The organism is Acidovorax sp. NCPPB 3576 (assembly GCF_028473605.1).
In the GTDB taxonomy this organism is placed as follows: Bacteria; Pseudomonadota; Gammaproteobacteria; order Burkholderiales; family Burkholderiaceae_C; genus Paracidovorax.
This window is the reverse complement of the sequence record NZ_CP097267.1, coordinates 293244-312852: the sequence shown is the minus strand read 5'-3', so window position 1 is coordinate 312852 and position 19609 is coordinate 293244. Positions and strand designations below refer to the sequence as shown.

General features: G+C 69.0%; 21 protein-coding genes. 7 read left to right on the top strand and 14 right to left on the bottom strand.

What is annotated here, in order from left to right:
- Window positions 1-24 precede the first annotated feature (24 nt).
- From M5C98_RS01540 to M5C98_RS01515, 6 genes are all read right to left on the bottom strand, one after another.
- Window positions 25-525 carry an LPS-assembly lipoprotein LptE gene (locus tag M5C98_RS01540; protein WP_272550576.1) on the bottom strand — a complete coding sequence of 167 codons (501 nt, stop codon included), beginning with the start codon at window positions 523-525 and terminating at the stop codon, window positions 25-27.
- Between the two features lie 2 nt (window positions 526-527).
- Window positions 528-3209, bottom strand: coding sequence for a leucine--tRNA ligase (leuS, locus tag M5C98_RS01535; RefSeq protein ID WP_272550575.1), 2682 nt, complete (start codon window positions 3207-3209; stop codon window positions 528-530).
- Window positions 3210-3386: 177 nt separating this feature from the next.
- The gene (locus M5C98_RS01530; RefSeq protein ID WP_272550574.1) at window positions 3387-3821 is read right to left on the bottom strand and encodes an ExbD/TolR family protein; all 435 of its coding nucleotides are present in this window, start codon (window positions 3819-3821) and stop codon (window positions 3387-3389) included.
- 35 nt (window positions 3822-3856) lie between these two features.
- Window positions 3857-4543, bottom strand: a complete 687-nt coding sequence (locus M5C98_RS01525) for a MotA/TolQ/ExbB proton channel family protein (RefSeq protein WP_272550573.1) — start codon at window positions 4541-4543, stop codon at window positions 3857-3859.
- A 17-nt stretch (window positions 4544-4560) separates the two neighbouring features.
- Window positions 4561-5409, bottom strand: a complete 849-nt coding sequence (gene dapB, locus M5C98_RS01520) for a 4-hydroxy-tetrahydrodipicolinate reductase (protein ID WP_272550572.1) — start codon at window positions 5407-5409, stop codon at window positions 4561-4563.
- A 58-nt stretch (window positions 5410-5467) separates the two neighbouring features.
- Window positions 5468-6016: an outer membrane protein assembly factor BamE gene (locus M5C98_RS01515; RefSeq protein WP_272550571.1), complete on the bottom strand. Its 549-nt coding sequence runs from the start codon at window positions 6014-6016 to the stop codon at window positions 5468-5470.
- Window positions 6017-6108: 92 nt separating this feature from the next.
- Here M5C98_RS01515 and fur point away from each other — a divergent pair, with 92 nt between their 5' ends.
- A complete protein-coding gene (gene fur / locus M5C98_RS01510; RefSeq protein ID WP_272550570.1) occupies window positions 6109-6540 on the top strand; it encodes a ferric iron uptake transcriptional regulator in 432 nt (143 codons plus the stop codon).
- 45 nt (window positions 6541-6585) lie between these two features.
- On the opposite strand, the gene hprK is transcribed toward fur, so the two are convergent.
- The 3 genes from hprK to hpf all read right to left on the bottom strand — a co-directional run bounded on the left by hprK (window position 6586) and on the right by hpf (window position 8503).
- A complete protein-coding gene (gene hprK / locus M5C98_RS01505; RefSeq protein ID WP_272550569.1) occupies window positions 6586-7539 on the bottom strand; it encodes an HPr(Ser) kinase/phosphatase in 954 nt (317 codons plus the stop codon).
- Between the two features lie 31 nt (window positions 7540-7570).
- Window positions 7571-8041, bottom strand: coding sequence for a PTS sugar transporter subunit IIA (locus tag M5C98_RS01500; RefSeq protein WP_272550568.1), 471 nt, complete (start codon window positions 8039-8041; stop codon window positions 7571-7573).
- Window positions 8042-8167: 126 nt separating this feature from the next.
- Window positions 8168-8503, bottom strand: a complete 336-nt coding sequence (hpf, locus tag M5C98_RS01495) for a ribosome hibernation-promoting factor, HPF/YfiA family (RefSeq protein WP_272550566.1) — start codon at window positions 8501-8503, stop codon at window positions 8168-8170.
- Window positions 8504-8925: 422 nt separating this feature from the next.
- On the opposite strand from hpf, the gene M5C98_RS01490 reads away from it, so the two are divergent.
- Entirely contained in the window at window positions 8926-9846 is a 921-nt protein-coding gene (locus tag M5C98_RS01490; protein ID WP_272550564.1) for a phosphoribosylaminoimidazolesuccinocarboxamide synthase, read from the top strand.
- 67 nt (window positions 9847-9913) lie between these two features.
- Here M5C98_RS01490 and M5C98_RS01485 read toward each other — a convergent pair whose 3' ends face one another.
- Together M5C98_RS01485 and trxA are read right to left on the bottom strand one after the other, a co-directional pair.
- Window positions 9914-10723: an META domain-containing protein gene (locus tag M5C98_RS01485; RefSeq protein ID WP_272550563.1), complete on the bottom strand. Its 810-nt coding sequence runs from the start codon at window positions 10721-10723 to the stop codon at window positions 9914-9916.
- Window positions 10724-10755: 32 nt separating this feature from the next.
- Window positions 10756-11664, bottom strand: coding sequence for a thioredoxin (trxA, locus tag M5C98_RS01480; protein ID WP_272550562.1), 909 nt, complete (start codon window positions 11662-11664; stop codon window positions 10756-10758).
- 92 nt (window positions 11665-11756) lie between these two features.
- Here trxA and purE point away from each other — a divergent pair, with 92 nt between their 5' ends.
- The 4 genes from purE to M5C98_RS01460 all read left to right on the top strand — a co-directional run bounded on the left by purE (window position 11757) and on the right by M5C98_RS01460 (window position 15499).
- Window positions 11757-12254 (top strand): 5-(carboxyamino)imidazole ribonucleotide mutase, encoded by a 498-nt coding sequence (gene purE / locus M5C98_RS01475; RefSeq protein WP_272550561.1) that lies wholly within the window; start codon window positions 11757-11759, stop codon window positions 12252-12254.
- On the top strand, window positions 12251-13426 hold the full coding sequence (locus tag M5C98_RS01470; protein ID WP_272550560.1) for a 5-(carboxyamino)imidazole ribonucleotide synthase: 1176 nt from the start codon (window positions 12251-12253) through the stop codon (window positions 13424-13426). The genes purE and M5C98_RS01470 overlap by 4 nt, the downstream gene beginning before the upstream one ends.
- A gap of 20 nt (window positions 13427-13446) precedes the next feature.
- A complete protein-coding gene (locus M5C98_RS01465) occupies window positions 13447-14457 on the top strand; it encodes an L-threonylcarbamoyladenylate synthase (RefSeq protein WP_272550559.1) in 1011 nt (336 codons plus the stop codon).
- An 88-nt stretch (window positions 14458-14545) separates the two neighbouring features.
- Window positions 14546-15499, top strand: coding sequence for an SGNH/GDSL hydrolase family protein (locus tag M5C98_RS01460; protein WP_272550558.1), 954 nt, complete (start codon window positions 14546-14548; stop codon window positions 15497-15499).
- A 91-nt stretch (window positions 15500-15590) separates the two neighbouring features.
- Here the strand turns inward: M5C98_RS01460 and M5C98_RS01455 are convergent, their stop codons facing one another.
- From M5C98_RS01455 to dacB, 3 genes are all read right to left on the bottom strand, one after another.
- The gene (locus M5C98_RS01455; RefSeq protein WP_272550556.1) at window positions 15591-16262 is read right to left on the bottom strand and encodes an OmpW/AlkL family protein; all 672 of its coding nucleotides are present in this window, start codon (window positions 16260-16262) and stop codon (window positions 15591-15593) included.
- Between the two features lie 33 nt (window positions 16263-16295).
- The gene (locus tag M5C98_RS01450) at window positions 16296-17438 is read right to left on the bottom strand and encodes an SGNH/GDSL hydrolase family protein (RefSeq protein WP_442867307.1); all 1143 of its coding nucleotides are present in this window, start codon (window positions 17436-17438) and stop codon (window positions 16296-16298) included.
- Between the two features lie 147 nt (window positions 17439-17585).
- The gene (dacB, locus tag M5C98_RS01445) at window positions 17586-19049 is read right to left on the bottom strand and encodes a D-alanyl-D-alanine carboxypeptidase/D-alanyl-D-alanine endopeptidase (RefSeq protein WP_272550554.1); all 1464 of its coding nucleotides are present in this window, start codon (window positions 19047-19049) and stop codon (window positions 17586-17588) included.
- Window positions 19050-19223: 174 nt separating this feature from the next.
- On the opposite strand from dacB, the gene M5C98_RS01440 reads away from it, so the two are divergent.
- Window positions 19224-19532 (top strand): hypothetical protein, encoded by a 309-nt coding sequence (locus M5C98_RS01440; protein ID WP_272550553.1) that lies wholly within the window; start codon window positions 19224-19226, stop codon window positions 19530-19532.
- Window positions 19533-19609 lie beyond the last annotated feature (77 nt).

Genomic DNA, 19609 nt, shown 5'->3' with positions numbered 1-19609 from the left:
TAATAGCAACCGAGGCCTCGGGCATCAAACCGGGCGCGCCGCGGCCAGCCGGCGCAGCAATTGCTGCACGAGGTCGGTCTGCATGTTGCGGTACAGCAGCGCCTCTTCGGCCTCCTTGGCGAGCGCGATGCTTTCGTTGTAGCTCACATCGCGCTGCTGCAGCAGCTCGGTGTCGGGGATCAGCTCCGCGCCCTGCTGGTTGCGCAGGCGAAAGTGGATGCGCAGGCGCAGTTGCAGCTCGCGCACCTGGCCCGAGGCGTTGTAGCCCACCACCACGCGCTCGCGCTGCTCGGACAGCAGCTCGAAGATGGCCTCGGCCGTGGTCTTTTGCGCCGGGTCGCGCAGCACCGTGAGGTTGCCGGCCGCGCCCTGCAGCGTGCGCTGCAGGGCGCGCGCCAGGGGCGAGCCGCCGCCCGCCTCCACGTAGAGCGAGCGGAACTGGAACTCGGGCGCGCGGCGCAGGTGAAAGCCGCAGGCGGCCAGGGGCGCCACGGCCAGCAGCGACAGGAGGGTGCGTTTTTGCATTGTCAGATGACCACGTTGACCAGGCGGCCCGGCACGACCACGATCTTCTTGGGCGTGGCGCCGTCCGCCTGCTTGACGAAAGCCTCGCTGGCGAGGGCGGTGCGCTCGATCTCGGCCTTGTCGGCCGAGGCGGGCACGCGGATGGAGCCGCGCAGCTTGCCGTTGACCTGCAGCATCAGCTCCAGCTCGTCCTGCACCAACGCATCGGCATCGGCCTGGGGCCATGGCGCATCGAGCAGGTCGCCCAGCGCGCCGGCGTAGCCCAGGCCGCTCCACAGGCTGTGCGCGATGTGCGGCGTGGCCGGGTACAGCACGCGCAGCAGGATGCCGAAGCCCTCGATCAGCGCCACCGGGGCGCCGGCGCTGCCTTCGGCCTTGAAGTCTTCCAGCGCGTTGATCATCTTCATCGCGCCCGAGACCACAGTGTTGTACTGCATGCGCTGGTAGTCGTAGTCCACCTGCTTGAGCACGGTGTGGACCTCCAGCCGCAGGGCCTTGGCCTCCTTGCCGAAGGGCACGTCCTTCAGCGTGGTGGCGCCGGCCACGCTGGCCAGCGCCGCGTCCTTGTCGATGGCCGCGAGCTTGAGGCCGAAGTTCCACACCCGGCGCAGGAAGCGGTAGCTGCCTTCCACGGCCGCGTCGTTCCACTCCAGCGTGGCCTCGGGCGGCGCGGTGAACATGGTGTACAGGCGCGCGGTGTCGGCGCCGTAGCGCTCGATGAGGTCCTGCGGATCGACGCCGTTGTTCTTGGACTTGGACATGGTGCCCACGCCCTCGTAGTCGATGGCGGTGCCCGCGGGCAGGCTGCCGACGGCGTTCTTGAGCTTCGCGCCCACGATCTTGCCGCCCTCGTCCACCACGTGCTCGACGTCGTGCGGCCAGAAATACTCCTTGCCGCCCTGCTCTGTGCGGCGCGAGTAGATGTGGTTGAGCACCATGCCCTGGGTGAGCAGCTTGGTGAAGGGCTCGTCGATCTTCACCAACCCAAGATCGCGCATCACCTTGGTCCAGAAGCGCGCATACAGCAGGTGAAGGATCGCGTGTTCGATGCCGCCGATGTACTGGTCCATCGGCATCCAGTAGTCGGCGCCTTCGGCCACCATGGCCTCGCTGTTCTTCGGATCGCAATACCGCATGAAATACCACGAGCTGTCCACGAACGTGTCCATGGTGTCGGTCTCGCGGCGCGCGGCCTTGCCGCAGACCGGGCAGGTCACGCCGGCATGGAAGCCCTCGTGGTGGTGCAGCGGGTTGCCCGATCCGTCCGGCACGCAGTCGGTGGGCAGCACCACCGGCAGGTCCTTCTCGGGCACGGGCACGGCGCCGTGCTCGTCGCAGTGGATGATGGGGATCGGCGTGCCCCAGTAGCGCTGGCGCGAGACGCCCCAGTCGCGCAGGCGCCAGGTGGTCTTGGTCTCGCCCAGGCCCTTTTGCGCGAGCGCATGCGCCACGGCCTGCACGGCCTCGGGGTAGGACAGGCCGCTGAAGCTGTCGGAGTTGACGGTGACGCCGCGCTGCTTGTCGCCGTACCAGTCCTGCCAGCGGTGGTAGTCGAAGGTCTCGCCATCGACCAGCACCACCTGCTTGATGTCGATGCCGTACTTGAGCGCGAAGGCGAAGTCGCGCTCATCGTGCGCGGGCACGCCCATCACGGCGCCGTCGCCATAGCCCATGAGCACGTAGTTGCCGATCCACACGGGCACTTCCTCGCCGGTGATCGGGTGCATGACCACCAGGCCGGTGGGCACGCCCTTCTTCTCCTGCGTGGCCAGTTCGGCCTCGGTGGTGCCGCCGCTCTTGCACTCCTCGATGAAGGCGGCGATGGCCGAATCGCCCTGCGCCGCGCGCGCGGCCAGCGGGTGTTCGGGCGCCACGGCGCAAAACGTGACGCCCATGATGGTGTCGGCGCGCGTGGTGAAGACGTACATGCGCCCGTCGCCGATCAGCGTGCCGTCGGCCGCGCGGATGTCGTGCGGGAAGGCAAAGCGCACGCCCTCGCTCTTGCCGATCCAGTTCTCCTGCATGAGCTTCACGCGCTCGGGCCAGCCGGGCAGCTGGTCGCCGGTGACGGAGCCGAGCAGCTCTTCGGCGTAGTCGGTGATCTTGAGGTAGTAGCCCGGGATCTCGCGCTTTTCCACCGTGGCGCCGGTGCGCCAGCCCTTGCCGTCGATCACCTGCTCGTTGGCCAGCACGGTCTGGTCCACCGGGTCCCAGTTGACGACCTGGGTCTTTCGGTAGGCGATGCCCTTTTCCAGCATCTTGAGGAACAGCCACTGGTTCCAGCGGTAGTAGCTCGGATCGCAGGTGGCGACCTCGCGCGACCAGTCGATGGCCAGGCCCATCGCCTGCATCTGCTTTTTCATGTACGCGATGTTGTCGTACGTCCACTGCGCGGGCGGCACGCCGTTCTTGAGCGCCGCATTCTCGGCCGGCAGCCCGAAGGCGTCCCAGCCCATCGGCATCAGCACGTTCATGCCCTTCATGCGCAGCTGGCGCGCGAGCATGTCGTTGATGGTGTAGTTGCGCACGTGGCCCATGTGCAGCTTGCCGCTGGGGTAGGGCAGCATGGAGCAGGCGTAGAACTTCTTCCGGTCCGCATCCTCGGTCACGCGGTAGGCATCGGTGGCCGTCCAGTGGCCCTGCGCGGCGCGCTCGACCTCGGTGTGGTTGTATTTGTCTTGCATGGGTTGGCGGGGCCGCGGCGGTGCGGCCAGGAAAGAAAGTGAGCAGGGTGTCAGCCGGGATTTTAGGCGCGATGCCGGCCCTGGGCGGCGCGAAGCGTTACAGGGTGCGCGGAGCCCGGCAGCGACGGGGCGAAAGGGTGCGCCCTGCCCCAGCGCGAGCCACCCAGGCCCTGCCGGTCAGCGGGGCGGGGCCGAGGATGCCGCCGGGTCCGCCACGAAACCGATGCGCCGCAAGCCCGCCGCGTTGGCCGCGCCCATCACCTCGACCACCCGGCCATACGGCACGGCGGTGTCGGCGCGCAATTGCACTTCGGTGTCCGGCTGCTCCCTGGCCAGTTGCGCCAGGCGCGCCGCCAGCGCCTGCGGGGCCAGCGGCACATCGTCCAGATAGGCCTGGCCTTCCTTGTCGAGCACCACGGTGACCGACTGCGGCGGCGCGCCGGGCGTGGCGCCATCGGCGCGCGGCAGGTCCAGCCGGATCGAGCTGGCCAGCAACGGCGCGGTCAGGATGAAGATGACCACCAGCACCAGCATCACGTCCACCAGCGGCGTCATGTTGATGTCGCTCATGGGCTGTGGCCCGGTGGTGCGTTCGAGTCGGCCGAATGCCATGGTGCGTGCGGAGCGGGAATCCGTGGGTGAGCCGGTCAGTCGTTCACCGTGGCGGTCGGTGCGATGCCGGCCTCGTCCAGCACCAGCTCGCGCAGGTCGCGCGCGAAGCCTTCCAGGTCGGCCTCGGTGCGGCCGATGAAGCGGCCGAACACGTTGTAGGCCAGCACGGCGGGGATGGCCACGGTCAGGCCGGCGGCGGTCATGACCAGCGCCTCGCCCACGGGGCCCGCTACGCGGTCGATGGTGATCTGCCCGGCACCGGCCATGGCGGTGAGCGCATGGTAGATGCCCCACACCGTGCCCAGCAGGCCCACGAACGGCGCGGTGGAGCCCACGGTGGCCAGCAGCACCTGCCCGAACTGCAGCCGGCCCAGCACGCCGTGCAGCGCATCGCGCAGGCCGCGCGTCAGTTGCTGGGACAGGCTGCCGCGCGCGGCCAGCGTGGCGGGGGCCGGGTTGGCACCGGCCACGGCGCTGGCGGCCTGCACCAGCGGCATCACCAGGCCATCGCGGTCGAAGGCGGGAAGGCGCTCGGCCGCAAGGGCGATCGACGGGGCCTGCCAGAAGGCGGCGATGGCGCGGACCGCATCGCGGCGGGCGCGGCGCATCAGCAGGGCCTTCCAGACGATGACGACCCAACTGGCGACCGACATGGCCAGCAGCAGCAGCGCGCTGATCTGCGTGACCGCGTCGCCCTGACGCCACCAGTGCAGGCCGTCCATCGCGTGCGCGCCGGCCGTCAGGCCGCGTTCAGGCCCAGCACGTCGAACATGTCGAACAGGCCGGTCTTGTGCGCGGCGAGGAATCGCACGGCGCGCAGGCTGCCCTGGGCATAGGTCGTGCGGCTGGCGGATTTGTGGGTGATCTCGATGCGCTCGCCGGTGCCGGCGAACAGCACGGTGTGGTCGCCCACGATGTCGCCGCCGCGGATGGCGGAAAAGCCGATGCTCGACGGATCGCGCTCGCCGGTAATGCCCTCGCGGGCATAGACGGCGCAGTCCTTGAGGTCGCGCCCCAGGGCCTGCGCGATGACCTCGCCCATCTTGAGCGCGGTGCCCGAGGGCGCGTCCACCTTGTGGCGGTGGTGGGACTCGATGATCTCGATGTCGTAGCCGGTGGACATGGCCTTGGCGGCCAGCTCCAGCAGCTTGAGCGTGACGTTCACGCCCACGCTCATGTTGGGCGACAGCAGGATGGCCGTGCGTGCGCTGGCGGCGGCGATCTCGGCCTTTTGCGCGTCGGACAGGCCCGTGGTGCCGATCACCATATTGACACCCGTCTCGGCGCACACCGCCAGGTGGGCCATGGTGCCCTCGGGGCGGGTGAAGTCGATCAGCACGTCGGCATGGCGCAGGCCTTCGCGCACGTCGGCCGTGATGGCCACGCCGCTGGCATGGCCCAGGAAGGCCGTGGCGTCCGAGCCGATGGCGGGGCTCGCTGCCACATCGAGCGCGCCGGCCAGCACGCATTCGCCGTCGGTGTCGCGGATGGCTTCGATCAGCATGCGCCCCATGCGGCCGGACGCCCCGGCGACGGCCACGCGGCACGGGGTGGAGGGGGATGCGGTCGGGGAGGTGGTGGCGGTCATGGAAAGATCAGCGGCTAAGCCGCAGGGCCGGTGTGTACCAGGCCCTGGCCGGCGGGAATCAGCGGGTCGACGATTCCAGCGGCGGGTAGCTGGACGGCGGGGTGGGCACGGGCGAATCGGCAGGTTCGGGCAGCGTGGCCGGTTTGGGGAATTTGGCCAGCTGGGCCTCGGTCGCCTCCAGCACCGGCACCTTGTTCTTGGGGGTGCGGGTGCCCAGGGTGGCGACGAACTCGGCCTCGGTGGGCATCTCGTCGCCCTCGGCGCGGTCGAACACGTCGCCGTTGAAGAACACGGTCAGCTTGCGCGACTGCACCTCGACGCCGGGACGCTTGAGCGTGAAGACGTATTCCCAGCGGTCGGCGTGGAACAGGCTGGTCACGAGCGGCGTGCCGAGGATTTCCTTGACCTGCTGGCGCCCCATGCCGGGCTTGAGCGCCTCGACCTGTTCGCGCGAAACGAAGTTGCCTTGAACCACGTCCACCTTGTAGGGAGTGACCAGGTTGGCAACGCGGTTGCTGGCGCTGTCGAAGCTGCCGCAGGCCGTCAAGCTGGCGCCGATCAACAGGGTCAGGGCGCAACGGGCGCTGCAGCGGGCGGAAACGGACATGGAGTTAGGCATAGGCGATATGATCCGACCCATTGTAGCGGCAGGTTCTCCCGGGCTTTGCCACGCTGGTTTGGTACACGGAAACCCCTGTCATGACGAACATCGACGAACTCAAGAGCACCGGCCTGAAGGCCACCCTGCCGCGCCTGAAGATCCTCGAGATCTTCCAGAAAGGCGCGCAGCGCCATATGACCGCGGAAGACGTTTTTCGCGTGCTGCTGGAAGAGCGCTCGGACATCGGCCTGGCCACCGTGTACCGCGTGCTCACGCAGTTCGAGCAGGCCGGCATCCTGAACCGCAGCAACTTCGAGAGCGGCAAGGCGGTGTACGAGCTGAACGAAGGCCAGCACCACGACCACTTCATCTGCACGGTCTGCGGCAAGGTCGAAGAGTTCTACGACCCCGAGATCGAAAAGCGCCAGCAACTGGTGGCCAAATCGAAGGGCTGGGTGGTGCAGGACCATTCCATGGCCCTGTACGGCCAGTGCGCCACCTGCGCCAAGCTGGCCACGCCGCACCGCTGACCCACCCAGATTTCACGCAGCCCGGCGGGTGTGCGGGCGTGGCAATCAGGAGCCGTCGCGCTCCATGGCCCGGCGGTGCCGCTCCACGAATTCCTGGTAGGTGTCGATTCCCCGCAGGTTCAGGATGGTGTTGCGCACGGCGGCTTCCACCAGCACGGCGATATTGCGGCCGGCCACCACCTGGATCACGACTTTCAGCACCGGCACGCCCAGCACGTCCTGCGTGAGGGGCTCGTAGGGCAGGCGCTCGTAGTCGCGCTCCAGCGTTTCCTTGCGCACCAGGTGCACGATGAGCTTGAGCCGCATCTTGCGGCGCACGGCGGTCTCGCCAAAGATCGCGCGGATGTCCAGCAGGCCGATGCCGCGCACCTCCAGCAGGTTCTGCAGCAGATCGGGGCACTTGCCCTCGATGGTGGTCTGGTTGATGCGGAACAGGTCCACCGCGTCGTCGGCCACCAGGCCGTTGCCGCGCGAGATCAGCTCCAGGCCCAGCTCGCTCTTGCCCAGGCCCGACTCGCCGGTGATCAGCACGCCCAGGCCCAGGATGTCCATGAACACGCCGTGCATGGTGGTGCGGTCGGCGAAGTGCTTGGACAGGTAGGCGCGCAGCACGTCGATGACGAAGGCCGACGACTCGTGCGTGGAGAACATCGGAATCTGCGCACGCTCGCACATGGACAGCAGCGCATCGGGCGCGACCTGGCTGTCGGCCAGCACCAGCACGGGCGGCTCCAGCGTGACGATGCGGGCGATGCGGCGCTTGCAGTCCTCGGGCGTCGCGTTGGTGAGGTAGGCGGTTTCGCGCTCGCCCAGAATCTGCACCCGGTACGGGTGGATGTAGTTGAGGTAGCCCACCAGGTCGGCGCCGGAGCGCGCGGAGCACACGGCCACCTCGTCGAAGCGCCGCTCGGAAGCCCCGAGGCCGGCGACCCACTCCCACTTCAGCGGGCCGCGGAATTCCTCGAACAGGACATCGGCGCTGACAACGTTGGGTTTCACGGAAAGCTCAGCGTTCGCAGCGGCGGCGGGGTCAGGCGGTGGCCTGGGCGGACTGCCAGCCGGCGATCAGGCCATGCAGTTCGGCGGCGTCGGTGCTGCCCTTGATGCGCTCGCGCAGCGAGCCGTCGCTCAGCAGCTCGGCGATCTCGGACAGGATCTCCAAATGCTTTTGCGTGGCCGCCTCGGGCACCAGCAGGAAGATCAGCAGGCCGACGGGTTGCTCGTCCGGCGCATCGAAACCGATCGGGTGGGCCAGCTGGAAGACGGCGGCCATCGGTGCCTTGAGGCCCTTGATGCGGCCATGCGGGATGGCGACGCCGTGGCCCAATCCGGTGGAACCCAGCCGCTCGCGAGCGAAGAGGCTGTCGGTGATGAGGGCGCGAGACAGGCCGTGCTGGCTCTCGAACAACAACCCTGCCTCTTCGAAAGCGCGCTTTTTGCTGGTGGCATCGACGCTCACGAGCACTTGAGCGGCAGGCAGGATGGAGGCAAGACGGTTCATGGTGAAGGGTTGCGATTATGCACCCCTTAGCATAAACCCTGAGCACTTTGCGGGGGCCATAAAAAAACCGCCCATGAAGGCGGCCGGGGCGGAAAAGGCCTGCTTGTGCGCAGGCCGCGGCGGATATCAGACCATCAACTCCCGCTTGATGGCGCCGTGGTGGTGGTTTTGAATGCGGTCCTTGTGGCGCACGACCTGCCGGTCGAGCTTTTCCACGAGGTCGTTCACCGCGACATACAGGTCGGAATGGGAACTCTCGGCGAACAGGTCACTGCCTTTCACATGCACGTTGCACTCCGCGCGCTGGCGCTTTTCCTTTTCCTTTTGCTTCTCGACGGTGAGTAGCACCTTGACGTCGACCACCTGGTCGAAATGCTTGCTGATGATGTCCAGCTTTTCCGTCACATGGGCACGCAATGCGGGGGTTACTTCGAGGTGATGACCACTGATCGTCAGGTTCATAAAACTAGCCTCCTAGGCTTATGTTGAAGAAGCGCCGTCCTTGGAATCTGGTGAAGGAACGGCCCGGCGAAAGGGCAACGCATGCATGTGTTGGGTTCACTATGCGCCCGGCTCCCGGCAATTGCAATCGCATACCGAACTCGGCTGTCGGGTCTTGGCGCCCGAGGTGCCAAGGGGCGAAAAACGGCGCAAAATAGGCCGGCTTTGCTGCGCGGCCCCTTCGATGCGGACGCTGCCAGTGGCCGGCTCCGCCGGAGCCAGGGGCACTCTCCGGCAGTGGGGCTGCCTTGGGCCCCGCCCACCCGCTTCCACCTTCACGCAACCCCTCTTTTGGCCCGCCCGGCACGCGCCCTAAAATCGCGGGCTGGCCGGCCCTGCCGCCGAAAGCCGCGGCTTTCCCGTTCGCAATCGCTTCACCCACCATGACCCTGCCCCTTTCCTCCGCACTGCACACCTCCGCCCTCACGTCCCTGCCGCTGCTTGCGCGCGGCAAGGTGCGCGACAACTACGCCGTGGGCGACGACCGCATCCTGATGGTGGCCAGCGACCGCCTCTCGGCGTTCGACGTGATCATGGGCGAGCCGATTCCCGGCAAGGGCGAACTGCTCACGCGGATGGCGCTGTTCTGGTTCGACAAGCTGGGCCACCTGTGCCCCAACCACCTGACGGGCGAAGACCCCGAGAGCGTGGTGACGTCGGACGAAGCGCCCCAGGTGCGGGGCCGCTCGATGCTGGTGCAGCGCCTGCAGCCGATCCCCGTCGAAGCGGTGGTGCGGGGCTACCTGGCCGGCAGCGGCTGGAAGGAATACCAGGAGTCGCGCGCGGTGTGCGGCGTGCAGTTGCCCGAGGGCCTGACCAACGCGGCCAAGCTGCTGCAGCCCATCTACACCCCGGCCGCCAAGGCCGCGATGGGCGAGCACGACGAGAACATCACCTTCGAGCGGACGGCGGAGATGATCGGCATCGATCTGGCCACGAAGATCCGCGACCTCAGCATCGCCATCTACCAGGAGGCCGCCGCCATCGCGCTGGACAAGGGCATGATCATTGCCGACACCAAGTTCGAGTTCGGCCTGGCGCCCGACGGCACGCTGGTGCTGATGGACGAGGTGCTCACGCCCGACAGCTCGCGCTACTGGCCCGTGGAAGGCTACGAAAGCGCGCTGGCCGCCGGCGAGAACCCGCCCAGCTATGACAAGCAGTTCGTGCGCGACTGGCTGGAGCAGACGCAGATCAACGGCAAGCCCTGGAACAAGACCGCGCCGGCCCCACGCCTGCCCCGCGAGGTGGTCGAGAAGACCGCCGCCAAGTACCGCGAGGCGCTCGAACGCCTGATGGGCTGATCGGTCGAGCAGCCCTGCCGCGCACGCCACGGCATCGCGGCATCACCCGGCGGCCCTTGCGGCCCCCTCACTCCAGCTCGGTCGCCTCCAGCCGCAGCAGCACGCGCGCTTCTTCGCCGAACAGCAGCAGTTGCCGCCCTTCCTGGCGGTAGGTCCGGACTTCGTCCAGCGCTTGCAGAAAACGGCCCTCCAGGGTGGCCGTCTGCAAGCACAGCTGCAGGGTCGTGTTGATCTGCGTCATCCGCAGACGCACGCCGTCCACCGCGTAGCTCGCCAGAAAACGGTTGCAGCCCCCGGCCCCGCGCGCTCGCCCCCCTTCGCTGTCCAGCACCAGATGCGGCTCGGACGCTCCCGCGGGGGCCGGCGGCACGGCGGTGTCATCGATTTCCACCAATCGCCAGTAGGTCTGTCGCAGCGGCACCTCGGCCTGCACGGTCGCCTTGTCCAAAGGCAGGCGGTGCAGCTCGACATCCACGCGACGATAGGCCGGGTCCGGCGGCAACGGATGGGTGCCATCGGAGGCGAAGCGCACGTAGCCCTGCAGGGACAGCGAGGCGCGAACCCGGTAGCGGCCCGGCAGCAGCGGCTGCGTGAGCGCGGACCGGAAAGGGATCTGCAACTGGTACGGCGGCGGCCCCGGCAGTTCGATGCGCTGGCGCCCGAGCACCGTGGGCGGCGCGTCGGGCCGCGAGACGTCGAGCAGCGCCGCCTCGAACACGGCCGGCTCGTCGGGCGGCACGTAAAGGCGTTCACGCGAAAACACCGTGCCGATGACCATGGCATCGGGCGGGGGCGATGTGGCGCAGCCCGCCAGGGCGAGAACCAGCACCGAGGCCACGGCCAGGGCCGCCGCACGGGCCCGTTTTTCAGCGCCCATGGACCGGGCGGCTTCGGTGGCCGGGGCGCAGGTCAGCTCAGCACCACGCTGGACAGGCGGCGGCGGTAGGTGGCGACCGTCGGGTCTTCCGGGGGGATCTGCCCCTCGGCCACCTTCACCCGGGGCGGCTCGATGATCTCGAGCACGGCCACATAGGTCTTGCGCGCGGCCTCTTCGTTCCAGGCCTTGTCGCGCATGAGGATTTCGAGCAGTTCGTCCATGGCCTCGGTCCAGCGCTGGTGCGCGATGAACCAGCGGGCGCGGCCGAAGCGGGCGTCGAAATCACGGCGGTTGGCGGCGATCTTGGCATCGAAATCGGCCAATGCCGCGGGATTGCCTGCCTCTTTAGCTACGAAATCCATAGCATCCATCCAGGCCTTGAGCGCGCCCAGCTTGCGCGATGCGGGGGCCTTGGCGATCACGGGGGCAAACGCGACCTTGGCGTCGTCTTCGCGGCCCAACTGCAGCAGCAGCTTCACGTAGTCGAAGCGGGCGTCGTCGTTGGCGGGGTCGGTGGCGACGGCATGCTGCAGCTTTTCCAGCGCGGTGTCGGTGTCGCCATCGGCCAGGGCGTCCTGCGCCAACTCCTCTTCCTGCTCGGCCAGGGCCGCATCGGCGGTGGGCACGTGCTTGTCGAGGAAGGCCCGCACCTGCCCCTCGGGCTGGGCGCCCATGAAGCCATCGACGGGCTGGCCGTTCATGAGCAGCACGCAGGTGGGAATGCTGCGGATGCCGAACATGCCGGCGATCTGCTGCTCCTGGTCGGAGTCGATCTTCACGAGCTTGAAACGGCCTTCGTACTCGGTCTCCAGCTTTTCCAGGATGGGGCCAAGCGACTTGCAAGGGCCACACCACGGGGCCCAGAAGTCCACCAGCACGGGCACTTCCATCGAGGCGGCGATGACTTCGGTTTCAAAATTTTCTACGGTGACATCGATCATGAGTTCAGGCCTGGTGGGTGCGCTCGGCACACAAAAAGTAAAATCGCGGGTTCCACTTCGGAGGGCGGCCGGTTAGCCAGCGCCCCATTCACATGAAACCCATCCAGATCGGTGTGGTCATGGGCTCCAGCAGCGACTGGGAGACCATGCAGCACGCAGTGCAGATTCTCCAGCAATTCGGCATCCCCCACGAAGCCCGCGTGGTCTCGGCCCACCGCATGCCGGACGACATGTTCGCGTATGCCGAAGCGGCGGCCGGCGCGGGGCTCAAGGCCATCATCGCGGGCGCGGGCGGTGCCGCCCACCTGCCCGGCATGATCGCCGCCAAGACCACCGTGCCGGTGCTCGGCGTGCCGGTGGCCAGCCGCCACCTGCAGGGCGTCGATTCGCTGCACAGCATCGTGCAGATGCCCAAGGGCATTCCGGTGGCGACCTTTGCCATCGGCACGGCGGGCGCGGCCAATGCGGCGCTGTTCGCCGTGGCCCTGCTGGCCACCGAGGACCCCGCCCTGCGCGAGCGGCTGGAGGCCTTCCGCGCCGAGCAGACCGCCGCGGCGCGCGCCATGGCGCTGCCACCGGTGTCCGCATGAGCGCGCAGCAGCCAAGGCCCCCGCTGCTGCCCGGCAGCACGCTGGGCGTGGTCGGCGGCGGCCAGCTCGGCCGCATGTTCGTGCACGCGGCGCAGGCCATGGGCTACTTCACGGCCGTGCTGGATGCCGACGCGGACAGCCCCGCCGGCCTGGTAAGCCACCACCACATCCGCACCGCCTACGAAGATCCGGACGGGCTCGCCCAGCTGGCGGGCCTGTGCGACGCCATCACGACCGAATTCGAGAACGTGCCCGCCCAGGCGCTGCGCACGCTGGGCGCCGAGCGCCCGGTGGCGCCGGCCGCGAGCGCCGTGGCCATCGCGCAGGACCGCGCCCAGGAAAAGGCCCACTTCGTGCGCTGCGGCGTGCCCTGCGCCCCCTATGCCGTGATCGAGACCGCTGCCGATCTGGGGGCCGTGGCGCCCGATCTTCTGCCCGGCATTTTGAAGACGGCGCGCATGGGCTACGACGGCAAGGGCCAGTCCCGCGTGAAGACGCCGGCCGAACTCGCCGCCGCCTGGCAGGCCATGGGCGGCGTGCCCTGCGTGCTGGAAAAGAGGCTGCCCCTGGCGCTCGAATGCTCGGTGATCGTGGCGCGCGGCGCCGACGGCACCTGCGTGCACCTGCCGGTGCAGCGTAACCTGCACCGGGACGGCATTCTGGCGGTCACCGAGGCTTATGAGGGAAATGTGCCTCACGCCCTAGTGGAACATGCGGTGAATGCTTCCAAATCGATAGCAAACGGCCTGGACTACGTGGGCGTGCTGTGCGTGGAGTTCTTCGTGCTCGACGGCGGCGAGCTGGTGGTCAACGAGATCGCCCCGCGCCCGCACAACAGCGGCCACTACAGCCAGAACGCGTGCGACGTCTCGCAGTTCGAACTGCAGGTGCGCGCCATGGCCGGCCTGCCGCTCACGCAGCCGCGCCAGCACAGCCCCGCCGTCATGCTCAACCTGCTGGGCGACCTGTGGTTCACGCAAGGCCCGCACGCCCGCACGCCCGCCTGGGATGCGGTGCTGGCGCTGCCGGGCACGCACCTGCACCTGTACGGCAAGGCCGACGCCAAGCCCGGCCGCAAGATGGGCCACCTGAACGTGACGGCCCCCACCGCCGAGGCCGCGAGCGCCACGGCGCTGCAGGCGGCGGCGCTGCTGGGCATCGACGCCTTCTGAACCGCAAGCCCGCACGCGCCATGATCCTCGACGGCCAACGCCCCGAATCCATCGCCGCCGCGGCGCGCGCCCTGCGAACGGGCGCTCTGCTGGGCCTGCCCACCGAGACGGTGTACGGCCTGGCCGCCGATGCCGCCAGCGATGCGGCAGTGGCGCAGATCTTCGCCGCCAAGGGCCGGCCGAGCGACCACCCGCTGATCGTGCACGTGGCCGACGCGGCGGGCATTGCCCACTTCGCCAGCGAAGTGCCGGCATTCGCGCAGGCGCTGGTCGATGCGTTCTGGCCCGGCCCGCTCACCCTCATCCTGCCGCGCCGCCCTGGCGTGGCCACGGCGGCCACGGGCGGGCAGGACAGCGTGGGCCTGCGCTGCCCCGCCCACCCCGTCGCCCAGGCCGTGCTGCGCGCCTGCGCATCGGACGACCCGGCGCTGGAGGGCCAGCCTGTGTGGGGCGTGGCCGCGCCCAGCGCCAACCGCTTCGGCCGCGTGAGCCCCACCACCGCCCTGCACGTGCAGGACGAGCTGGGCCAGGCGCTGCTGGTGCTGGACGGCGGGCCCTGCGGCGTGGGCATCGAATCGACCATCGTCGATTGCACGCGCGGCGTGCCGGTGCTGCTGCGGCCCGGCGCCATCAGCCGCGCGCAGATCGCCGAGGCCTGCGGCCTTGCACCGCTATCGAAAGAAGAGCTGCCCGCGCATACCCCGCGTGCGTCAGGCACGCTGGAGGCCCACTACGCCCCGGCGGCCAAGGTGCGGCTGATGGAGGCCAAGGCGCTGCAGACCGGGCTGGACCTGCTGGGCGCCGATGCCGCGCATCTGGCCGTGTATGCGCGCACCCCGCTGCGCTCGCGGTCGGCCAAGGTGCTGGTGCGGCGCATGCCCGACGATGCCGCGGCCACCGCGCAGCAGCTTTTCGCCGTGCTGCGCGCCTTCGACGACGACGGCGTGAAGCTGATCTGGATCGAGGCCCCGCCCGCCACCCCCGACTGGGAAGGCGTGCGCGACCGCCTGCAGCGTGCCGCGGCCGCATAAACCCTATTGAATGGTGCCCGGCACGCCCTGTTGCAGGCCGTGCCGCGCCAGTCGTTAAACTCTCGCCACATTTTCTGGAGAAAAACCCATGGCAGCAAATTGGATGCGCCGCACCCTCGTGGTCGCCGCTTGTGCAACGGCCACGTTGCTCGCGGCTTGCGGTTCGAGCACAACCGAGTCGGCCATCACGCCCGACCGGTTCATCACCTTCGGTGACGGCTTCACCGACATCGGCCAGAACGGCGCCCGCTACACGGTCAACGACGGCAGCATCAACAACTGGGCCCAGCAGATCGCCAACAACTACGGCAAGAGCTTCACCGCCGCAGCCGCCGGCGGCACGGGCTACGCCCAGGGCAATGCGCGCGTCACCGCCACCACCGACGCCGCCGGCCGCACCACCACCCCGTCCGTCACCCAGCAGATCGACACCTTCCTGTCCAAGGGCGGCTTCGCCGAGAACGACCTGGTGATGATCAACGGCGGCATCAGCGACGTGATCGCCGGCATGGCCGCCGTGAACGCGGGCACGCAGACCAGCGCGCAGTTCCTCACCAACGCGGCCACGGCCGGCAAGGAACTGGCCGCACAGGTGCGCCGCCTGTCCAACGCCGGTGCCAAGCACGTGGTGGTGACCGGCACCTACGACCTGGGCAAGAGCCCCTGGGCCGTGGGCATCAACCAGACCACGCTGCTGAGCAACGCCAGCACGCAGTTCAACCAGGCCCTGCTGGTGAACATCGAAGACCTGGGCACCACGGTGCTGTACGTCGATCTGGCCTACTACGGCAACGTGTTCGTGGGCTCGCCTTCGGGCTACGGCTTCACCGACAAGGACAACGCCGTCTGCACCTCGGTGGACCCGAACAACGGCATCGGCATCGGCGCAGGCCAGGTCAACTCGCTGCTGTGCAACGCCTCCACGCTGCTGACGGGCGCCGCCCAGGACAAGTACGTGTTCGCCGACCGCGTGTACTTCACGCCTTCGGCGCAGCGCCAGTTCGGCACCTACGCGTACGACCGCCTGCGCGCCCGCTGGTAAGCGCCTTCTGTCCCACGCGAAAAAGCCGACCCGAGGGTCGGCTTTTTCGATGGTGCCGCGGGCTCCGTGCGGCACGGGGCCCGGCAGGGCCTCAGAACCGGTAGCCGATCCCGACCGCGAACACGTTGGGGTTGAGCTTGATGTCGATGTTCTGCCCGCTCGACAGGCGCGTGGTGGTCTTGAGGAAGCCTTTGTAGTAGGCCGCATCCAGGAACCAGCGCTCGTTGAACTGCCATACGAAGCCGACCTGCGCGGTGACGCCCCACTTGTCGTCGATCGACGCGGTGGTGGGATTGGTCGGCGTGCCGCCCGTCAGTCCGTTCAGCGTGGCGGTGGTGCGTTCCTTGAAGAACTTGGCGTAGGTCACGCCCAGCCCGACATACGGCCGGAAGGCCGCGTTGGCCTCCTGGAAACGGTATTGCGCGAACACCGTGGCGGGCACCACCTTGGTCTCGCCCACCTTGCCCACGCCGCCGATGGCGCCGTCACCGTAGAACGAGTGCTTGAACGGCAGGCCGATGGGCACGTCCACCGCCCAGTGGTCGGTCAGCATGTAGTTCAGGCCGCCGGTCAGCGCCGTCGCGGAATGCACGTCCACGCGGGTGCCGGGAAAGCTCGGCGCGCTCAGGTTGCCGCTTTTGACTTGGGGCGAGATTTGGGTCACGCCGGCGCGCACGCTCAGCGTGCCGGCGACTTGTGCGCTGGCCGTGCCGCAGACGGCGGCCGCGGCGATCGCCACGCAGGCCCAGGAAAATGGCTTCATGAAAACTCCTCGAAGGGGATGGGGCCTGGGCGATCAGAGCCAGCCGGCGGTGGACAGGGAACGCGACACCAGCTGGGCCACGAGTTGATGGCCGTAGGGCGTGGGGTGGAAGCTGTCGGCAAAGCCGTAGGACTTCCACCAGTCGGCGCCGCCCGTGGCGCCTGCGGGGGGCGTGCGGGCCGACAGGGCGGCCGATGTGCAGGTGGGGAAGGAGTAGGTCGGCAGGCCATCGCTGCCCACGCCGGTGGCCGGGCAGGCAGCGGTCGAGACGTTGGTCAGCTGGTACTGGGCCGGGTTGGTGGCCTGGTCCTTGAACGAGCTGTAGAAGTCCACCAGGGCCAGGCGGCTGTCGGTTCCCAGGCTGGTGGCCAGGCGGGCGTTGTAGGCCTGGATCCAGCCGTCGAACAGGGCTTCGGCCTGGGCGGCGGCGGCCGCGCCGTTGGCGGCCGCGATGGAGGCCACGACCAGGCGGAACCGCGGGGTGAGGGTGATGCCCGGGGCGTTGAGCACCGCGACGCGCTTGGCGCCCTTGTCCAGCGTGTTGGTCTTGATGGTGGCCGCGAAACGCGTGGCCAGCGTCTGCATATAAAGCCCGCCCACCTGCGCCATGCCCGTCGCGCCGCCAGCCAGGGCGGTGTTCACGGTATTGGCGTCCAGCAGCGTGCCCAGCACGGCGCGGTAGGTGGCGCCGCCGTCGCTGGATGCGCGCAGGTAGGCGCCGATCAGGTCGGCCGCGTCATTGGCGCCGCCGTCGATCAGCACCAGGTCGGTGTCGGTGAACCCGGCCGCGCCGGCATCCTGGATCTGCTTGGTGATGGAGACCGGCGACGTGGGCGCCGTGAAGTTGTTGATGCGCCCGCCGCCCACGGCGTAGTTGGTGCATTCGGCCCGGGTGGTGAACGCAGTTCCGCTCGACAGATAGTGCGAGCACAGCGTCTGGCCGTAGCTCGTCGCGACCCGTTCGGGCCAGACGGAGCTGGAGCCGGCGCCCGTGGCCGCCGTGCCCTGCACGGTGAACTTGAAGCCGAACGTGCCGCTGTCGGCCAGGCTGTCGCCCATGACCTTCACGGATTTCACGCTCACGGCGGGCGTCGTGTCCGACCCGCCGCCCCCGCAGGCCGCCAGCAACGAGGCCGCTGCCAATGCCGTCACTGCCCAGGACGCTCTGTTTTTAATGGTTTTCGAGATCAAGGTGTTCTCCGTCAGGTTGAAAATAGCACGATCGTGCGTTTTATCGAGGCCCATCGTAAACCCGCACTGTCCGGGGGCGGCACAGGGGAACTACCGATAGCCGCGCCGAGTGCCGCCGCCGGCGAAAGGCCCTCAGCGGTCGTTGGCCACCCAGTCCACCAGCGCCTCGATGGCCGGGCGCGCCGCGGCTGCATTGGGGTGGTTGGCGATGGCCACCATCACGTAGCGGCGGCCGCTGGCGGCGTGCACGTAGCCGGCCATGGCCGACACGTCGCGCAGGCTGCCCGTCTTGAGGTGGGCCGCGCCGACCGCCCGGCCCTGGACCCGGCGCAAGGTGCCGTCCACGCCGGTGATCGGCAGCGACGACACCAGCTCGGGCATGACGGGCGAGAGCCACGCCGCCTGCAGCATGCGCGCGAGCGCCTGGGCGCTGATGCGCGCTTCGCGGCTCAGGCCCGCGCCGTTGTCCAGCACCGGCGCCTCCGATCCGGGAAAGCGCTGGCGCCACCACTGCCCGACCACGGTGCGTGCGCCGTCGAAGGTGCCGCAGCCGTTTTTTTGCAGCGCCAGCGTGAGGAACACCTGCTGCGTCATCACGTTGTTGCTGTACTTGTTGATGTCGCGCACCACCTCCGCCAGCGCGGGCGACGATGTGCTGAAAGCCGGCGCCAGGCCCGCAGGCACCCGCCCCTCGCGCACGCTGCCGGTGAGCTTGCCGCCCAGTTCGCGCCACATGCCTTCGATGGCCCGCGCCGCATAGCCGGCCGGGTCGGCCGGGGCCACGGCCCAGGTGCGTTCGCCACAGGCTGCCGGGTACACGCCCTGGAAGGCGATGCGGGCGGGGTCGGCCAATTCGGCCTTGAGGGCCGTGCGCCAGTCGCCGCACTCGGCGCCCTGGGCGGCGAGCGGCACGGTGGCGGGCCACTGCACGCCGGCCAGCGGGGGCTCGTACTGCACGCGCGCCACGCCGGCCGGGCCGTCGGGCACGAAGGTCATGGCGATCGATTTGTAGTTGATGAGCAGCGCGTCCGGCGCGGCGTTGTAGGGGCGCAGCGGCTCGCCGTCGAAACGCGCGGCATCGTGCTCGGGCACGTCGAAGGCGCTGCGGTCCAGCACGATGTCGCCCACGATCACCTGGATGCCCTGCGCCTGCAGGCGCCGCATCAGCAGCCACAGGCGCTCCACCACGAGCTTCGGGTCGCCCTGGCCCTTGATGTACACGTTGCCCTGCAGGCTACCGGCGCGCGGTCGTGCGTCCAGATACACCGGCGTGTCCCAGGTGAAGGCCGGCCCCAGCTGGTCCAGCGCGGCATAGGTGGTGACCAGCTTCATCACCGAGGCGGGATTGACCGGCACCTGCGCGCGGTAGGCGAGGCGGGGCGCCTGCCGGCCTTCCGCATCCACCACCAGCACCGACAGGGCCTCGCGCGGCAGCTTGGCGCGCTGCAGGGCGGCTTCGACCGCGGGCGGCAGGGCCCCGGCGGACTCCGGCGTGGCGGGGGACTGGGCCAGGGCCGGCAGCGCCGCCCCCGCGAACGCCACGAGCGTGGTCGCGCGCACGGCCAGCCGCCGGCGCTTTGAAAAGACTTGCAACATGGCGGACGAGTCTAGCGATGCGCGCCGGCAGCGCCGCCTTGGCAGACCGCAGCCCCCCGAGGATCGGCACTCGTCCTACAGATCGATGCGCTTGCGGGGAGGGCCGGCGGGCTCGGGGTTCACCCTAGGATGGCCTCCATCTTGAAGTCCCGGCCTCCGGGGAGAAAGGCAACTGTGAGCACTTGGTACAAACTGGCTCTCGGCAATGACCAGGACGCGTTCGAGCCCGCGCGCCAGATCCAGCAGATCTTCATGGCGAAATTCCTGATGACGCCCCCCGGTTCGGGGCGCGCCCTTTTCTCCAGCTACGACCTCGCCAGCGACAACCTCTGGCTGTACTTTTCTCCCGCAGCGCGCGACATCGCCACCCGCGTGGCCGCCCAGCCCTGCGACAAGCCGGCGCCGGATGCGCCCCTGGGCCTGCTGGCCGGCGAGGGCGACGCCCTGGCCCAGCCAGCAGCGCTGGAAGCCGCAGCCGCCTGACCGGCCACCGCGCGCAGGGGTTGCGCGCGGCGGGCGGGCGGCCGCCGGCCGGGGCGCCGATAATGCGCACCGGCTCC